The organism is Sphingobacterium humi, assembly GCF_009768885.1.
Lineage (GTDB): Bacteria > Bacteroidota > Bacteroidia > Sphingobacteriales > Sphingobacteriaceae > Sphingobacterium > Sphingobacterium humi.
Genome location: NZ_WSQA01000013.1, coordinates 146,630 through 164,120 on the forward strand (window position 1 = coordinate 146,630; position 17,491 = coordinate 164,120).

General features: G+C 33.0%; 14 protein-coding genes. 5 read left to right on the forward strand and 9 right to left on the reverse strand.

The window, feature by feature from the left end; translation table 11 throughout:
* Positions 1-94 precede the first annotated feature (94 nt).
* On the reverse strand, positions 95-1,306 hold the full coding sequence (locus GQF63_RS15955) for an amidohydrolase (RefSeq protein WP_160370232.1): 1,212 nt from the start codon (positions 1,304-1,306) through the stop codon (positions 95-97).
* Between the two features lie 2 nt (positions 1,307-1,308).
* Positions 1,309-1,977 carry an ankyrin repeat domain-containing protein gene (locus GQF63_RS15960; protein WP_160370233.1) on the reverse strand — a complete coding sequence of 223 codons (669 nt, stop codon included), beginning with the start codon at positions 1,975-1,977 and terminating at the stop codon, positions 1,309-1,311.
* A gap of 231 nt (positions 1,978-2,208) precedes the next feature.
* Between GQF63_RS15960 and GQF63_RS15965 the strand changes: the two genes are divergently transcribed.
* Together GQF63_RS15965 and GQF63_RS15970 are read left to right on the forward strand one after the other, a co-directional pair.
* Positions 2,209-3,555 carry an amidohydrolase gene (locus GQF63_RS15965; protein ID WP_160370234.1) on the forward strand — a complete coding sequence of 449 codons (1,347 nt, stop codon included), beginning with the start codon at positions 2,209-2,211 and terminating at the stop codon, positions 3,553-3,555.
* Positions 3,556-3,942: 387 nt separating this feature from the next.
* Entirely contained in the window at positions 3,943-4,098 is a 156-nt protein-coding gene (locus GQF63_RS15970) for a hypothetical protein (protein WP_160370235.1), read from the forward strand.
* A 306-nt stretch (positions 4,099-4,404) separates the two neighbouring features.
* Here the strand turns inward: GQF63_RS15970 and GQF63_RS15975 are convergent, their stop codons facing one another.
* A complete protein-coding gene (locus tag GQF63_RS15975) occupies positions 4,405-6,093 on the reverse strand; it encodes a fibrobacter succinogenes major paralogous domain-containing protein (protein WP_160370236.1) in 1,689 nt (562 codons plus the stop codon).
* 49 nt (positions 6,094-6,142) lie between these two features.
* Positions 6,143-6,322 (reverse strand): hypothetical protein, encoded by a 180-nt coding sequence (locus tag GQF63_RS15980; RefSeq protein WP_160370237.1) that lies wholly within the window; start codon positions 6,320-6,322, stop codon positions 6,143-6,145.
* Positions 6,323-7,194: 872 nt separating this feature from the next.
* Here GQF63_RS15980 and GQF63_RS15985 point away from each other — a divergent pair.
* From GQF63_RS15985 to GQF63_RS15995, 3 genes are read left to right on the forward strand one after another with little or no spacing between them, the layout of a single operon-like run.
* The gene (locus GQF63_RS15985; protein WP_160370238.1) at positions 7,195-8,022 is read left to right on the forward strand and encodes a COG1470 family protein; all 828 of its coding nucleotides are present in this window, start codon (positions 7,195-7,197) and stop codon (positions 8,020-8,022) included.
* A 19-nt stretch (positions 8,023-8,041) separates the two neighbouring features.
* Complete coding sequence (locus tag GQF63_RS15990; protein ID WP_160370239.1) at positions 8,042-9,001, forward strand: ABC transporter ATP-binding protein; 960 nt, start codon at positions 8,042-8,044, stop codon at positions 8,999-9,001.
* A gap of 7 nt (positions 9,002-9,008) precedes the next feature.
* Positions 9,009-10,001: an ABC transporter permease gene (locus GQF63_RS15995; protein ID WP_160370240.1), complete on the forward strand. Its 993-nt coding sequence runs from the start codon at positions 9,009-9,011 to the stop codon at positions 9,999-10,001.
* A 1,687-nt stretch (positions 10,002-11,688) separates the two neighbouring features.
* On the opposite strand, the gene GQF63_RS16005 is transcribed toward GQF63_RS15995, so the two are convergent.
* From GQF63_RS16005 to GQF63_RS16025, 5 genes are read right to left on the reverse strand one after another with little or no spacing between them, the layout of a single operon-like run.
* Positions 11,689-12,051 carry a response regulator gene (locus GQF63_RS16005; protein ID WP_160370242.1) on the reverse strand — a complete coding sequence of 121 codons (363 nt, stop codon included), beginning with the start codon at positions 12,049-12,051 and terminating at the stop codon, positions 11,689-11,691.
* 52 nt (positions 12,052-12,103) lie between these two features.
* Complete coding sequence (locus GQF63_RS16010; protein WP_160370243.1) at positions 12,104-12,895, reverse strand: CheR family methyltransferase; 792 nt, start codon at positions 12,893-12,895, stop codon at positions 12,104-12,106.
* Positions 12,896-12,914: 19 nt separating this feature from the next.
* Positions 12,915-13,280: a response regulator gene (locus GQF63_RS16015; RefSeq protein WP_160370244.1), complete on the reverse strand. Its 366-nt coding sequence runs from the start codon at positions 13,278-13,280 to the stop codon at positions 12,915-12,917.
* 18 nt (positions 13,281-13,298) lie between these two features.
* Complete coding sequence (locus GQF63_RS16020) at positions 13,299-16,874, reverse strand: response regulator (protein ID WP_160370245.1); 3,576 nt, start codon at positions 16,872-16,874, stop codon at positions 13,299-13,301.
* The gene (locus GQF63_RS16025) at positions 16,874-17,299 is read right to left on the reverse strand and encodes a sensor histidine kinase (protein WP_212592611.1); all 426 of its coding nucleotides are present in this window, start codon (positions 17,297-17,299) and stop codon (positions 16,874-16,876) included. The genes GQF63_RS16020 and GQF63_RS16025 overlap by 1 nt, the downstream gene beginning before the upstream one ends.
* Positions 17,300-17,491: the final 192 nt, after the last annotated feature.

The window sequence follows — 17,491 nt, forward strand, 5'->3', positions numbered from 1 at the left end:
TCCAGTCCGTTCTTTTTATTAGTGGAATAATATTGTAATCTTATTAAACGTTTCTTTTGAAGTTATTATCATCTTGCTTACCACATTTATAATTTTAAAACACAACCGTTCCATTGTGAATTAACGATTTTACCGGTGAAATACGTGAAACCGCTTCGGCAGAACAACTTGCGTCTATAAAAACCATATCGGCAGCATCACCTGCTTTTGGCCATTGTTGATTTCCATTGTCGTCTAATGGCAATTTGTAACGTGTTGCAAAACTTAAGGTTCTAGACAATTGAAATTCGGTTCGGTAACCATACAATTCGGCAATTAAGTTTGCTTTTTGCAACATGTTTCCTGAACCAAACGTATTCCAGTGATCTTGAATATTATCATTTCCTACTAAAACCTCAACTCCGTGTTTTCTAAGAATTGGAATTGGGATAATGATATCGCCAAAAGGTACTGAAGAAACAATTCCAACACCTGCTTCTGCCAAACGAGCTGCAATTTTTTCAGCTTCCAGTGTACTTAATCGGCTCAATGCAAAAGCGTGACTCATAAAAGCTTTTCCGCGCAACTGGGGATTTTCTAAAGTACGATCGATTAAAAACTCAATGGTTTTAATTCCGCTTTTACCCATTTCGTGTAAATGCACATCGACACCTTTGTTATGATCTAAAGCCAACTGTACGATAGCTCCCATTGCTTTTTCGATACTTCCGTCTAATGAATACGGGTCAACACCGCCAATAAAACTAACGGCATCCATTTTTGCAACATCTTTTAAAAGCGGCAATGTATCAGTATAAAACAAACCGTGTTGAGGGAAAGCAACCAATTCAGCATCGGCAGTTGATTTTTTGTTTTGCAAAGCTTTTTCTAAGTTTTTCAGCGAATCTAAACCGGAAGTTGGATCAACGTTAAAGTGCGAACGGATAAAATTGGTGCCGAATCCTTGTAGCATATCGATCATTTTTTCGGTTCTTTCAATTGAAGTCTCCAGCCAAATAGGAATCATTTTTTGCTCGTAAGCAATCATGTCCTTTACCGTTTTCCTTTTTTCGGAAACTGCCTGCCAAGGTAAACCAAACAACATTTTATCTAAATGCGCATGCATATCTTTAAACGCTGGTATCATTAGATATCCTTTTGCATCGATTAAATTGGCACTAGGTTGGTTTGGTTTTATATTTTTAATCTTTCCGTTATCAACTTCTACGCAAAAAAGTCCAGTTTTTGTTTTTATAACGTCTTTGTCTATGTAATCAAAACCTGTTTCAAGCAATACATTTTTTAAACTATATGATCTATCCCCCATTTTTAATTAGATAAGATTTTTATAATTTCAGTCAATCCTCTGGTTTTTGCATGTTGCAAAGGCGTAACTCCATTGTAATCTGGAATTTGAAGATTAGCCCCGCCGTCTTTTAATATTTGAACAATTTCTTGATGTCTTTTTCCACCATCACCTAACAAAATGGCTTCCATTAAACCAGTCCAACCTAATCGATTTACGTGATCGATTGGATAATTTTGAGTACTTACCAATAAACGAACTGTTTCTACATGTCCGCGTTCACAGGCAGGTATTAAGGCACTTCCGTAATAGCGATTAAATACATCGAAACGAGCCCCGTTTGCCAAAAACAAACGAACCAATTCGCTTTGTCCGCTTGCACCAGCATATAAAAATGCACTATCTAAATTATCAGCTTGCATGTTTACATCGGCACCATATTTTATCAAAAGCTTCGCCATTTCTACGTCTTTATTATTAGTAGCAATCAACAATAAATTACGTTTATTGTTGTCTTGGGCATTTACATTTGCGCCGTTTTCTAATGCTTTTTTTACTGCATCGATATTGTTGCTATTTACAAACTGTACCAATTCTTTCTGTTGCATAACTACCTCTATATTTTCAGGACTTTCTTTTGCTTCACAAGCCGTGAACAAACTCATTCCGATAAGAAACATTATTGTTTTCATATTATTCCGTATAACGAATAAATTTATAGTAACAAAATTCGATTTCTTTATTGGCATATCTTTGTAAAATACACAGTAATACTTGAATTATTTATCACAAAAAATCATTCATCACAAGAAGTCCAGTTGCAGAGTACCCTTATTTAATGATAAATACTTCAAATTTTTGAATGAATTCTACACGTATAAAGCTAAATAACGCCCTAAATTTGAAGTATATAATTTTAAGTTATGAGTAAATCTGATATATCACGTAAAGATTTTTTAAAAACATCAGGATTAGGGCTTATGGGAGGTCTTCTTGTCCCAAGTTTATTAGGAACGGATTCTATTTTAACGCACGAACCAGTTAATAATACAAAGACAACCAATATGGGAAATTGTATTTTAAAGAATGTTTTATTAGAAACGGGTTTTGAGTATGATGGTGAGGAAATTATTCGTACAAAAACAGGTTTGTTTTGCGTTGCCATTCTAGATGGAAAAATAAAAAGTGTAAAACCAAATAAACCAAACGCTCCAGATGCGATTGACGCTAAAGGTTTATTGATGTTACCTGCATTTAGAGATATGCACATTCACTTAGACAAAACTTTTTATGGTGGTGATTGGCAAGCCGTAAGAAGCAAAACAGGTGGCGTAAAAGGCATGATTGAATTAGAAAAACAAATCTTACCAGAAATGTTGAAAACTTCAACGGTTCACGCCGAAAGATTGATTGAATTATTGCAATCAAAAGGAACTTCTTATGCAAGAAGTCACGTAAATATTGAACCTACATCGAAATTACAATCGCTTAAAAACCTTCAAAAAGCCTTAGAAAACAAGAAAAAAGGTTTTACTACTGAATTGGTTGCATTCCCTCAACATGGTGTTTTTTACACAGATTCTGTTCCTTATTTAAAAGAAGCAGCTAAAATGGACATTGATTATATTGGCGGAGTTGATCCATATTCAATCGATGGGGAGATTGAAAAAACCATTGATTTTACTGTTCAGTTAGCATTAGATCACAACAAAGGAATCGATTTACATTTACATGAATCAGGAGAATCGGGCTTAAAAACGGTTGAATATTTAATTAATAAGGTAAACGAAAGCCCTTCTTTAAAAAAGAAAACCTTTATAAGTCATGCTTTTGTTTTAGGAAGATTAGAAGCTATTCAACAAGAAGCGGTAGCTGCTAAATTAGGTGATGCAGGTATTGGGATTGTTTCTACTATTCCTTTTGGACGTTTAATTATGCCAATTCCAACTTTATACAAGCACAACGTATCCGTAATGACGGGTAACGATAGTATTATTGACCATTGGAATACTTGGGGTAGTGGTAGCGTTTTACAAAAAACCAATCTCATGGCACAACTTTATGGTTACGAAACCGAATTTAAATTGTCGAGATGTTTAAAGCTAGTAACAGGCAACATTTTACCTTTAGACGATAAAGGAAATCAACAATGGCCAAAAGCAGGCGACACAGCAAATGTAGTTTTAATCGATGCAAGCTGTACTGCAGAAGCTATTTCAAGAATTTCTCCAGTTAAATCATTAATACACCAAGGTAATATAGTGTACTAATGACTTCATTTTATCAAACAAAATGTGTACTATTTAAATATTTAGTCGCCTATTTTTGGTTTGATTTTAAATTAAATCAAATAATGAAAAGGATAAGCATAAAACTATTACCTCAACAATAGAGGTAAATTCATTACTACCCCATTTACTTTATGGCTCATTAGCGTTACATCAGTAATGGTGGTTGGTAATAATCATTAAAATCAACCTTTATTAGGTTTGATGTCTAAAGATTTTAAAGTAAACCAATCTCAGATTACTTTTTAAGCTATTTTAGGTCAAATCGGTTTTGCATTAGGTTTATTATTAATGGTACCATTAGGAGATATGATAAACCAAAAAAACTACTTCTGACTAATCTTTTCTAATGGCCATTGCCTTTTGACTATGACCATTGTACCAAAAGATACCTTATATACTAGGTTTTTTGTTGAGAATACTTCTGTTGTTCCCCGTATGTTTTATTCAATGGAAGCAGAAATTGCACCTCCTGAAATAAGAAATCCTGCTAAAGCTTTAATGTTAATGGGCGGACTTTTTTAGGGACTTGATTATCAAAAGCAGTTAATGGATTTGTAAGAGTTATTTGGAATTGGGAAAACAATTTACTAACGGCTTCAATTTACCATGATTATTTAACCCATCCTATATGGAAAACTTTCGGATAATTTTCCTTCATCCGATGGAAAATACTCATCATGAATGACTTCACTCATTCATTTAACCAAAACACAACCTGTTTAAGATTAGCCGTATTTAGTGATGCATAGGATTTGCGGGATTTAGTTAATTTTGGATTGCACATGTTTTTAATTTAGAAAACCCTCCGCGTGATTAATCAGTTACCATTTACGAAATGGGGTTATTTTTTGCTCTAATGCAACGAACATTCCTCCCTTCTGACTTGTTACGATTTGGATAACTAATATCACCCCAGGAAAATATCCAAAACAGTTTTGACATACTAGAGTAAACCGCTTTTGCTTGATTAGTGTTATGATTGGACGAGGACCAATAATCACATTGGCCTGATGCTGCCGCGCCTAATAATATGCCTGCAGGACTTCCAGAAACATTACCACTGGTTGTTCTATACCCACCAAAGGAGATATAAAGCCGATTATCATCATAAGCGGCATTGTTCGGATAACTAGCCTGTTTATCCCAAAAGAAACCATAATCTGCACCCACAAAAAGTCCCATCCTTTCCTCTTTGCCATCTGGTTGACCCATATTTTGCCAATCCGAGATTGTTGGCATCTTCCAGGTACCTTCCGGATATAACTTAGAACATGCATCAAAATTTGAAGAAGGAGAAGTAGGGGTTTCAGCCATCCAGTTCCAAAAATCCTGATCTTTCCTAGAAGCATCACTACCACCAGGCATCGATTTTAATCTATATTTATCAAGCTTTCCAGCATCATAAATCAAATTTGTTCTAGCCCAATAGACACCTTTAACTAAAATAGGAGATTCAACCAGTCTTAAAGTAGCCATATGTGTGCTACCAATTTGAGGTTCCAATGCCTTAGGAAGCGAAAATTGTAGAGAATTAAAAGTTCGCTCCCGATTATCATCTAACTTTATTTTTAAGGGAGCTAAATTAACAGCAATCGATCCTGGTAAGAAATTTGAAATATTTAATGTATAAAAATTCGCTATTTTTACAGAACTCCCCTCTGTTGCATTATCCAACTGCATATCAGCACCAGAAACACTAGAATTAACTGATGATATATTCGAGAAATTCCCACTATAAACATTCAAATCCCCCATTGTTACGACAGGATTTCCTTGAGAATTACTTTGAACAAGGGAAACAGAGGTGCCGTCATTAATTAATCCAAACATACCTCTGACATTTATCCTGGTTTGAATCCTAGAGGTCTTTCTCTTGAACAGAATATCAAGGTGATTATTTCCAGCGACAGTAGAAATAGTTCCTGAAGCGTATAGAACATCTTTATTAGAAAGACCAGTCTTAGATACAATACCATTTGCGTTTATATCAGGCACGCCTGAAGTTTGATTAGTCGAATAGGAATACCACTTATATGTCCATCCTTTGTTTACCCCCAAAACTGGATCAGTCCCTACACTAGCAACTTTATTATGCACCAAATTGTTATTTTGATCGTAAATTAACAACCTGTATTTAACCATATTATTCAAAGGAGATATCGCGGATTTTAAAAATTTAGCCTCTGACTTAAACTCACTTTTATTCGCTAATTTTTCATCTTTTCCAGAATTTAAATTTTTATCAATTTGGTATACTAAAGCTTCCACATCGCCTGCAGAAATAGTTATTTCTTCATTGGTCTCCTTTACTTTTCTCGAAGAGGATAGGCGAGATGATGCACTTAATTCCTCAAAAAAACCACCATCTGCCAATCCGTTAACGGAAATTTTAATTGTTGTTCCATCGGAAACCTGAATATTATCATTTTTCGATTTACTACAGGAAGAAGTAAAAAGGATAAATAAAGTAAGTAGAGAAGGAAAAAACTGCGGTGGTAAGAAAATTTTAAAATTCATTATATTAATTATTTACTTTCGATAAATTAAAGTTTAATACTATTCAAACTTAAAGTACATCAAAATCATTTGTTTGAAAACCATTGTCCTTCCAATCCTCAACTTCAGGAACAAAAGGATTTGTTTTTTTCCCTGGCTGGAGAGTAGCTGAATTGGTAGCAATGCCATTTTCCAATTCAATTTCTTCCAGTTTAATACAGGGTGAAACATATAACATTTTATTATTCATTTGATTTCAGTTTTTTTTACAATTTCATCCCAATAAAACACTAAGACGTTAGTAAATAAAGGGGTATGCAATTAATAATCTTCACACAAAGATACTATTGTGTTCAAAACTCTTTCAATTTTACGTCTATAACAAAGTCTAACGATCTTCAAATGTATTGCTAAATAGAATATCTTTTTTTTCACAAAAAGATATCTTTTCTCTCATTTCATAGATTCACTACACCCCAGTGTTACAATGTTTGCCGAATCAAGTATAATATTATTTTTTTATGAAAAACTAAAATAACTTACTAATCTGAATATTTGTAATCTTCTAACTACATTCGCTAACAACATGTTGAGCATTTTTGCAACTATTAATTAAAACCCTGTTTAATTGATTTTATTTTTTCAATTAGCATTTTTAAATACCTTGTAATAAAAATCAAATTGTTTAGTATAGAAATTTCGGAAAGATAATGGCATGTAATTAAGACAAACCAGACCTCTTTTTCAAATCAGATCTGCCTCTTTTATTGTATACACAATTGACCTTAGTCATATTAGGCACAAAGAAGGATTGAAAAAATGCTTCATTCTATAATTTATACAAAAAAACCTACAACAAACTACAGAAGAACCAATCACAGAGTCGGACAATATTTTCGAGGTAAGAAATTAAGAAAATGGCAAATCAACATTTAGTGTTATAATATTTGGATTTCAAATTTCACCAATTCATAAGTCCTCATTTTAAAAAATGGCAATTTATTTGCAAATTTCTAATTCGATATTTAATTTCGAACCTCGGACCGCGTATTTAAATAGCTTCGTTCCATTATTTGAGACTATTATTGTGTAACATCATAAATCTTAGTTTAAAATCTTGTTATGAAAACAATTATTTACAAAAAAATCTATCATCTAAAATCAACCCTTCTTTTATCTATTATTTTTCACTTGCCACTTGGATTATTAATGGCTCAAAAAACCGAGATTACTTCAAATTTAATTAATCTGGAAGCATCAGCGACCGATGTATTCCGCTTTCAACTTATTTTGAAGAATAATTCTGACGAAAAGAAGATTTATGATCTTCAAGCCGAGCTTCCTAATGGATGGCAAGCCAATTTTCAAGCTCAAGGAAGTGGGGTACGGGCGGTTCAGGTTCCGCCAAAAGAAGATTATCCAATCACATTGGAATTATATCCCTCACCAAATTCATCTGCAGGAACTTACCCAGTTTTTGTAAAAGCTTTCTCTTCTAAAGATTCGGTTAGTCTTTCCCTTCAAACTGTTATAAAAGGGAACTATAAACTTTTATTAAGAAGCAGTGATGAACGATTAAACACTACTATTACTTCCGGAGATAGTAAAATCATAAAGTTGATTTTAGAAAATCAAGGCTCTTTGGATTTGAAAGACTTAGAATTCAGCAATCAGCTTCCAAGCTACTGGGAATCAGAAATAAACCCCAAAAAACTCAACCTCAAAGCAGGAAAAAGCCAAGAAATTACGGTGAAAATAAAAACACCTGCAAAGAGTATTGCAGGAGATTATATGTCAAAAATACAAGTTCAAAATCCGTATGTTAACTCAGCAATAGATATCAGAGTTACTCTAAAAGCTTCAATTTTATCAGCTTGGCTCGGAATTCTTTCAATCTTGATAGCTTTAGGATTGGTATTTTGGCTTATAAAAAAATACGGTCGGAGATAATCTATAAACTTCTTTTATTATGTGTGATCCAGTAATAGAATTTAAAAATGTCACCAAGAAATACAGTAATTATATTGCTTTAAACAATCTAAATTTATCCATTCAATCTGGAGAAATTTTTGGGTTACTTGGCCCTAATGGAGCAGGAAAAACCACCATTATACTTATGCTATTAGGGTTATCGGAATGCAATTCTGGGTTCATTAATATTTGTGGAAGTCCGGTAATTCATAGAAGTGCAAAGGCAAAACAATTAATTGGTTATTTACCGGACAACGTAGGTTTTTATAAAAATTTAACAGGACGCGAAAATTTAGAGTTGATTTGTAAACTTAATAAGATAGAAAGTGGGCTGATCCCTCATAGAGTTGAGACACTTTTGCAAATGGTTGATATGGAGAAATTTGCAAATAAAAAAACCTCTACTTATTCTCGCGGGATGAAACAAAGGCTTGGCATTGCCCAAGCTTTAGTTAAATTTCCAAAAATTTTAATTTTAGACGAACCTACTTTGGGGCTCGATCCTTCAGGTGTTCAGGAACTATTAACACTTGTTAAGACACTCAATGAAAGGCACGGCATTACTATTATTATTTCCTCCCATAACCTAGAACAGGTTCAAAAAATATGTCATCGTGTATGTATCTTAATTTGCGGAAAAATAAAGGCAATTGGAAGTTTGGAGACACTTGCAGCAGGATTAGGAGCTAATAATGGCTTTCAAACCTTTATTCGTTGGCAAGGGGAGATAAATATTCCACTATCGAAATTATCCAAAATAATAAAATCTATTGAACCTTCTATTAGTATCGAATGGGGTGAGGATCATATGGTTGTCAATAGTCCGGTTGCTTGTACTCCGAGTATAGTGGAAGTATGTATAAACAATAAGATTGCTGTGGAAGAAGTTCGTAGTAATCATTTAAATTTATCAGATATCTATGAAAGACATCTCCCACTTCCAACACAAAATTTATAACAAAATAATGGAAATTAAAGGCTCAAATTATTTACAGGATAAAGGTAATAAGGTACGTAGTCCTTTTTGGGTGCTGGTTGAAAAAGAAATAACAGCAGCTATTCATAGCTGGAAATTTATAATTTTAACAACGTTAATATCACTAATTTTTATCGCTTCGGTTTATGTTTCCCTAGAATCATTAGGAAAAATAAGAGACCTTGTCGGAGGTGAAAAATTTCATCTTTATTTAAGGCTATTTACTGCCAGTGAGCTCTCCCTACCCCCTTTTTATATATTTTTAAGCTTTTTAAGCCCATTGTTAGGAATTACACTTGGCTTCGATGCAATTAATTCAGAGCGAAGTGGCGGCACTTTAATTAGCCTATTGTCACAACCTATTTATCGAGATAGTGTACTACTAAGTAAATTTTTAGCTCCTATAATTTTAATAGCTATACTTTTTTTAAGTATTACATTTTTACTAATTGGAGTGGTTATCCTCTTAACCGGCTTACCTATCAGTCCAGCTGAATTTATTAGGATTTTTTTATTTATATTCATAACTGTCCTGTATGTATCCTTTTGGTTAGGCTTTGGAATTCTAAGTTCAATTATATTTCAACAACCTTCAACTTCTGCATTGTTTTGTATAGGAGGTTGGTTATTTTTAATTGTTTTCTATCCATTTTTTATCAATTTATTTATCGGTACTTTTTATAAAGGCTTGATGAGCGTAAACGAAAAAGAATTTATGGAAGTTACCCATAATATCCTAACTCTGCAACGTCTCTCCCCAAGTCAACTTTACAATGACGCTACGACCACCTTATTGACGCCTACAATTAGAAGTTTAGGCCCATTAAGCCTAGAACAGACCTATGGAGCTATTCCTTCAGAGCTCTCAATTGAGAATAGCGTAATTATTGTTTTCCCTCAAATAACGGCTTTAATCGCCGTATCGATATCATTTTTTGCTTTTTGCTACTATAAATTTATGCGTCAAGAGATAAAGGGTTAGATAGGATCCTAAGCAGGAATACAGGTAATTTTATCCTTGAAAACTTCTGTTATTTATAATAGACGTCATATGAATTTGGTAATTACAGTTAAACAATTAAAACCTTATTTTTCGAAAACATTTAGATATATAGTTTTTATGTTTAATCAAAATGCTACTATTCTTAGTGATAACTAATAAAAAAATCGTCTCTTATTTTTAGATATCAGCATTTTTTATTCATTTGGGTGAACTAATATAGGAATAGATTAAAATAAATTCTGTAGTTCTAGAAGACTTGTGCAAGTCTAACAACAATAGCCTTGAAATAAATCAGCAATTCCAATTAAATTATGTTTTGTGATAACATAAAAAGAGCCTAATCATAGGTAAACTTCTGTTAATTAATCATAATCACTGTCTTTAAATTCTAATTGAAAAAGACCATAAAAATGGTGCTGCCAATTTCCCGATAGATAGGGCTTCCTTGCCATTTTTCGCCTATTACATATCATATCTGTAGGTATTCTAATTGATAAAAATTTTTCTCCTAAAAAACACAGAAGGAAGTTATGCTGTTTAACTTTCGGTTGTCCCGCTAACTTTGTCCCTTATACTGTATCTAATAATTATAAAGTGTATTTTCCTTCGAAACAAATTGATAATTAAAATCGTTTTTTGGTATTAATTTAGGAATTAAATAGCTTAAAGATAATTTTATGGATAGAAGTTAAGAATCAAGTCCAACATTATCTGTTCCAATAATAATCCCAACCATTCCCATACGATTTATGTTTCATAATATTTAACGATAATGCTTCTTGATAATAGAAGATAAATTCAAATTATGATTTAGTAGACAAAAATTTTAAACACTAAATTATTGAGGAAATAGAAAATGGCCTAATTCGAAGATATTTACGGAAAGTTTTTACTCAAATTCGTTTGATGGTTGTCCTAAATAGATGATTGATAAGACATCTGATGGATCAACATGAGATGAGACTTAAATGAATCACCAATAGTTCTATGTTCATTATAACATACGTTAAACTCTTTACATGTGATCTTAAAAATATGATTCAGTTCAGGATAATGAACATGAATAATTTTTGGAAATAGATGGTGTTCTACTTGAAAATTGAGCCCCCAAAAATACAAGTTAAGCATTTATTTGATGTTGCAAAATTAGATGTAGATTGAATTTGATGGACCATCCAATCTTATTCCACTTTGTCTGCTCCAATAGTTTTAAATTCGGTACCTTTCACAACATGGGCAAGTTGAAAAACTGTTGCCAGGCATAATCCACATAAAATACCTGCGGTTGTCAATCCAATTAGTGTGGGAACATTACCTACACATATGATTGGATTAATTAAAACCATAGTAAAATGAAGAATTTTACTAATCCAAAATATCCTTTTAACTTTAGGTGGGATGTTAAATTTGTCTGAATCCCTATCTCACCTTTGTCTAAAATACTTTTCATAATCTATAATCCAAGCAAGGTAGAGAACTCCATAAATTATTGGGAAATAAAAAGGCTGATAACGATGATGATGTTTAAGTGTTGGATTAGGGTGAATTCTCAAAAACTTCACTTCAATATCATGGTCATGCCAATCAATATTCGCAAATGTATGAGGAGCGATAGTATGCCTAAGTTTCCAAAAACATATATTACCTCCAATTAGATTCAAACAAATCAAACAATATATTCTCCTACCTTTTGCTCTAATTGATCTAAATCAAACGGCTTAGCCAAATAACCATTAGCGCCGGCTTTATTTGCCAGTTCATGAATACTACTATTAGCAGAAATTAAAATTACTGGTATATCTTTAAGCTTTGGGTCCTTTTTTAATAATCTTATAGCTTCTACACCTCCAATTTTAGGAATCCAATTATCCATTAATATTAAATCTGGATTATATTTCAACGTTTTTTCAATAACTTCATCGGAAGTATTAGAATGCTCCACCTGATAGCCTAAATCCTCCAAAACTAAAGAAAAGATATAGAGAACGTTCGGGTCATCCTCAAAAATTAATATTGTTTTTTTTTTCATATTTTATTTTAATATAGGTTCTTTGTGAAACTTGAATGAATTTAAATGTAGTTTAACTTATCTTCTGCCATATCTTATTATCATCAATTTTCTTATAGTATTCTAAATGATCAGAAAATAATAGCGTCTCTTTAGAACCCAATCCCATGAAACCAGAATTTTCCAAACTTTCATGAAATAATTTAATTACTTTATTCTGCAATACCCTCTCAAAGTATATTAATACATTCCTACATAGAATAAGTTGAAAGCTATTAAATGAGGCGTCAGATACGAGGTTATGAGTGGAAAAAATTATTTTGCCCTTTAGTTCTTCATCAAATACTGCATGTCCATAGTTAGCTGTAAAATACGAAGAAAGGCCATTTAATCCTCCTGCCTTGTGATAATTTCCACAATATTCTTTGATATAATCTAAAGGATACACCCCTTTTTTAGCAATTTCTAATGAAAATGGATTCAGGTCTGTCGCATATATCAATGCACGCTCTAATAACCCAGCTTCCTTTAATAATATGGCAATACTATAGGCTTCCTCTCCAGTTGAACAACCTGCGGACCAAATCCGGATTAAAGGAAAAGTTCTTAAGTATGGGATTACATATGTTCTTAGGGATAAGAAAAAAGTAGGATCTCGAAACATGGAAGTGTAGGGTACGGTCAGAAGATGAACAAAATTGCTAATTAATTCAGGTTTATTCTTTAGCATTTGTAAAAGACCTTCTAAATTTTCCACTTTCCAAAGAATCATGATACGTTGTATTCTTCTATTCAACGAGCTTTGGCTATAATCAGAAAAATCATAACCGGTATAATCAAATAATTCTTTTGTGAATTTTCGCATCTATTGAATCACCTTTTCATTAAATCACCGAATTGATCTCTTTAATCAGAACATCAATATTTACAGGTTTGGCAACATATCCATCTGCCCCTGCATTTATACAATTCTGCCGATCTCCAATCATTGCTCTGGCTGTTACTGCAATAATAGGTGGATGATCAAAATGATCATCATTTCTTAATGCCTTTAAAAATTCATAGCCATCAAGCTCTGGCATCATCATATCTAACAGCACCACATTAAATGTATGTGGGGCTCGTAAAAGGAGAAGTCCTTCTTTTGCACAGCAGACACCATATGATAGGATTCCCCTTGATTTCAATGCTGTTTTCAATGCAAAAATATTTCTTTTATCATCATCTATGATCAAAGCATTTAAGTCCATAAATTGTAATTCAAATTTTTAATGATCAAATAACCAAACTCTTAATAATGAAACTAATTGATCGGGATCTACAGGCTTAGAAATATAGTCTGAAGCTCCAGCTAAAATACATTTTTCTCTATCCCCTATCATGGCTTTCGCCGTCACTGCTATAATTGGTAAATTTTTGAAGCGTGAATCATTCCGAATTTTCTTAATCGCCTCAAACCCATCTAAGTTTGGCATCATAATATCCATTAAAATAATTTCAATACTAGGATTTTCCTGTAATTTATCCCATGCCTCTTGTCCATCCATAGCTGTAAAAACCTTAACATTAAATTTTTCAAGTGATTTGGATAAAGAGAATACATTTCTTATATCATCATCAGCAATTAAGATTTTGCGATTTTGCAGTATTTCGCTAATGCTTCCCAATGGTATAGTTGAATTTCTATATCCTGATCCATTTTGTTTATCAACTAAATGAAGAAACAAGCTGACTTCATCAAGAATCCGCTGATAGGAATGGGCTGTTTTTAAAACAATAGAATCAGCATACTGCTTAATTTTCAGTTCTTCTTGAGGGGATAGGCTTTTGCCGGTGAAAACTATAATAGGTAAATCCTCTAAACCTGAATTACTTTTAATCGCCTCAATAGTATCATAAGCTACGGCGTCTGGCACGCCCATATCTAAAATTACACAATCTACCCGTTGAGAATTTAGTGCTTGCACACTATCCTCTAAAGTTGATTTTATTTCTGTTGAAATTTTAAAGCTTTCCAAATAATATGAGAGGGCAGAGGCATGTTTTGTATTTTCCTCGATTATCAAGACTTTTTTGGGTCCTGAATTTAATGCAGAATCTATTTTTGTAAATATATCTTGAAAATCTTCTATATTAAAAGGCTTATTAATAAAATTAATAGCTCCATTTCTGATACTATCATGTTTCTTGATATTCTCTGCAGACATCATATGTACCGGTATATGTCGCGTATCTACATTTGTCTTTAGCGATTCAAGAACTTGCCAGCCGTCCATTACTGGAAGCATAATATCTAGAAGGATTGCGACAGGTTGATATTTCAAAGCTGTGGTAAGTGCCAAATCTCCCCTTACCACGCAGATTGCTTTAAAACCAGCCTTATTTGCAAATGCAATTAGTGATTTTGCAAATACAGTGTCATCTTCCACAATTAAAATTACCCTATCGTTTTCTTTAATTTCAGATCGATTATCAGGGATTTCCTCAGGAATCTCCATTGCTAATAAATCATTATTAGATTTTACCTCAGCAAATGGAGAGAATTCTTGTATTATCTTATCTTCTTCACTTAATGGAATTTCCTGTTTAGTGGTAATTGGAACTCGAAGTTTAAAGGTACTACCCTTATTTAATTGACTTTGCACACTTAACTCTCCCTGCAGTAGGCGGGCTAATTCTCTGCTAATTGATAACCCCAATCCTGTTCCCCCAAATTTCCGTCTAGTAGAACCATCTGCCTGCTGAAATGCGTCAAAAATAACTTCAATCTTATCTGCAGCGATTCCAATTCCTGTATCAGAAATTTCAAATGTTACGAAATCCTCATTTTTAACCCGCTCAACCTTTAGTTTTATGCTTCCTTCTCCAGTAAACTTCAGTGCATTGGAAAGTAAATTTCTCAGTATCTGTTCAACCCTCAGTCGGTCACTATAAATGGTAAATTCATTTATTAAAGAATTTTCAACTTCAAATTTTAAATTTTTCTCGTTTATGAGAGGTTTAAACATTTGTTTTACATCATCAATCAAAGATGAGACTTCAAATTCTTGAATTTCTAAATTCATCTTCCCTGCTTCGATTTTTGAAAGATCTAAAATTTCATCTATGAGATTTAATAGACCATTTCCAGAACTCCAAATGACATTTGAACTTTCTATTTGCTCTGAATTCAAATTTCCTTCATTATTCTCGCTTAACACTCTTGAAAGTAATAGTATAGAATTTAGGGGAGTTCGTAATTCATGAGACATATTAGCTAAGAATTCGGATTTATATTTAGTACTGAGAGCTAGGGCTTCCGCTTTCTCTTGAATCTCCTTATTCCTCATCGCAATCATTTGGTTTTTTTCTTCTAGAATTAAAGAACGTTCCTCAAGGTGGCGATTTGAAATCAATAATTCTTCTTGTTGCGATCTAAGCTCTTCTTCTGATACTTTTAATTTTTGGGTTTGTGCTTCCAATTCTACGTTCAAATTTTCTAGTTCAGAATGTTGCACCTGCAATTCCTCAGTTTGAGTTTGCGTTTCTTCTAATAGTTGTTGTACTCGTTCACGACTGTGGGCATCCGTAATAGCTACACCAATATTTTCTCCGAGTTCTTGCGTTAAATCAATTATTTCTTCTGTTATATTTACTCGACTACCTAATTCAAGGACTCCAATACATTCTTGTTGGTAAAGTATTGGAAATAATGCAACATCTTTAATATACAGTTCACCATTGGCCAATTTTATATGGAATTCATGCGGCGATATATCTTTAATAACCTTAACGGTTTTGCTTTGTAATACCTCTCCTATAGGACCTTCTTTGGTATCTATTTCTCTTGGAAGTTTATCTTTTAGTCCAACCGATGCTTTTAAAGTTAGAGATGGTTTCTTGAAGATATAAAAAGCTCCGTTTTCTAGCTTCATATATTGAATTATAAATCTTAAACTGTATTCACAGATTTCAGTTAGTGATTTATTCCCCATTAAACCACTATTTAATTGAGCAATAGCATTTTTCTTCCAATCATTTTGATTCAGTTTATGAAAACTTTGTTTTAAGGAATTTGTCATTAGGAGCAAATTCTGGGCAATGTTTCCCAAATCGTCTTGTTCACTATCAGCAATTGAAATATTAAAATCACCTTTGGTTACTTTTTCTGCAATACCTCGAATGAGATTTAATCGCATTTTCATTTCCTTTTCTTTAGCCACTAATTCTTCTTGTAGCTTTATGCGTTGTGAATAATCGGATCGAAGCTTCCAAAAGAACAATGATGTAATTATTAATGAAGCAAAAGAAGCAATACCAATTAATAATGAAGTTAACCAGGAAGCATAATCTAGTTTTTGAGATTGTACTTCCAATCTTTCTTCCTGATCAACTCGAATATTATGAATTATGGTCCTGCAGGAGTCCATTAGCTTTTTACCTTCATCAAGCATATCTTGGGAAGGTTGTTGTAAAATTTTCCTATCTTTTATTAAATCCTCAAGAATTGCCATCCTTCTTGTGGCAAAAATTGCCAACTTTTCTACTTCTTGGCCTTGAACACTCTTTAAATCTGAGTGCAATAAATCATCAATATGTTTCGGCAATGAAATTTTGCTTATTTGAAAAGGTTCTAGAAACTTATCTTGACCTGTAAGTAAGAATCCTCTCTGGCCTGTTTCGGCATTCTGCAGATCGATTAAAACCAGCTGAGCTGCTGTAATATTTGCACTGGTCTGATCAACCACCTCCTTATTCGCCCGCTGTCTTTGCAGAGAGATGTACATAGCTAATGCAGAGGATATTAAAACCAACATAGAAAAGCCAAAACCTAGTTGTAGATTCTTTAGAACTTTATGTGCCATTATGATAGAATTGGTAGAGTAAAATAAAACGTGGAACCTTTTCCTAATACACTAGATGCTCCACATTCACCTCCATGTTGTTGAATTATTTCTTTACAAATATGAAGCCCCAACCCTAGTCCTTGAAACCTGGAAGAATTTTCTTCAACTCGGTAAAATTTATCAAAAACAAGGGGGATTTGATAGTGAGGAATACCAACTCCATTATCGGAAACCTCAAGCCGGTAATTATTCCCGTCAACAAAAGTTTTCAGTATTATTTCATTGCAATTCGGCGTATATTTTACTGCATTAGAAATATAATTATTTATAACCTGTTCAATCCGTAGTGCATCTGCTCGAACAATTGTATTAAAAGACGATCGATCATGTAAGATTTCAACATTTGGATAAGCCATTTTTATGGATTCTAAAACCTTATCCAAAAAGTCGTCAATGTTAATTTTTTGAATATTTAATTTAAGGCCAACATTTTCAAGCCTTGAAATATCAGTACTGTCCTAAATAAATATTTTGGCATAAAAAATCCTTCTCCATTCGTGTTCAATTGAAGAATTCGGTTAATTACTGGCAAGGTATCCTATCTGTGTTACTAAATGAGCGTATATTGTCCTTTT

Coding starts and splice junctions, on each gene's coding strand:
- GQF63_RS15955 (WP_160370232.1), bottom strand. CDS start 1,306: ATGGGGGATAGATCATATAGTTTAAAAAATGTATTGCTTGAAACAGGT.
- GQF63_RS15960 (WP_160370233.1), bottom strand. CDS start 1,977: ATGAAAACAATAATGTTTCTTATCGGAATGAGTTTGTTCACGGCTTGT.
- GQF63_RS15965 (WP_160370234.1), top strand. CDS start 2,209: ATGAGTAAATCTGATATATCACGTAAAGATTTTTTAAAAACATCAGGA.
- GQF63_RS15970 (WP_160370235.1), top strand. CDS start 3,943: ATGACCATTGTACCAAAAGATACCTTATATACTAGGTTTTTTGTTGAG.
- GQF63_RS15975 (WP_160370236.1), bottom strand. CDS start 6,093: ATGAATTTTAAAATTTTCTTACCACCGCAGTTTTTTCCTTCTCTACTT.
- GQF63_RS15980 (WP_160370237.1), bottom strand. CDS start 6,322: ATGAATAATAAAATGTTATATGTTTCACCCTGTATTAAACTGGAAGAA.
- GQF63_RS15985 (WP_160370238.1), top strand. CDS start 7,195: ATGAAAACAATTATTTACAAAAAAATCTATCATCTAAAATCAACCCTT.
- GQF63_RS15990 (WP_160370239.1), top strand. CDS start 8,042: ATGTGTGATCCAGTAATAGAATTTAAAAATGTCACCAAGAAATACAGT.
- GQF63_RS15995 (WP_160370240.1), top strand. CDS start 9,009: ATGGAAATTAAAGGCTCAAATTATTTACAGGATAAAGGTAATAAGGTA.
- GQF63_RS16005 (WP_160370242.1), bottom strand. CDS start 12,051: ATGAAAAAAAAAACAATATTAATTTTTGAGGATGACCCGAACGTTCTC.
- GQF63_RS16010 (WP_160370243.1), bottom strand. CDS start 12,895: ATGCGAAAATTCACAAAAGAATTATTTGATTATACCGGTTATGATTTT.
- GQF63_RS16015 (WP_160370244.1), bottom strand. CDS start 13,280: ATGGACTTAAATGCTTTGATCATAGATGATGATAAAAGAAATATTTTT.
- GQF63_RS16020 (WP_160370245.1), bottom strand. CDS start 16,874: ATGGCACATAAAGTTCTAAAGAATCTACAACTAGGTTTTGGCTTTTCT.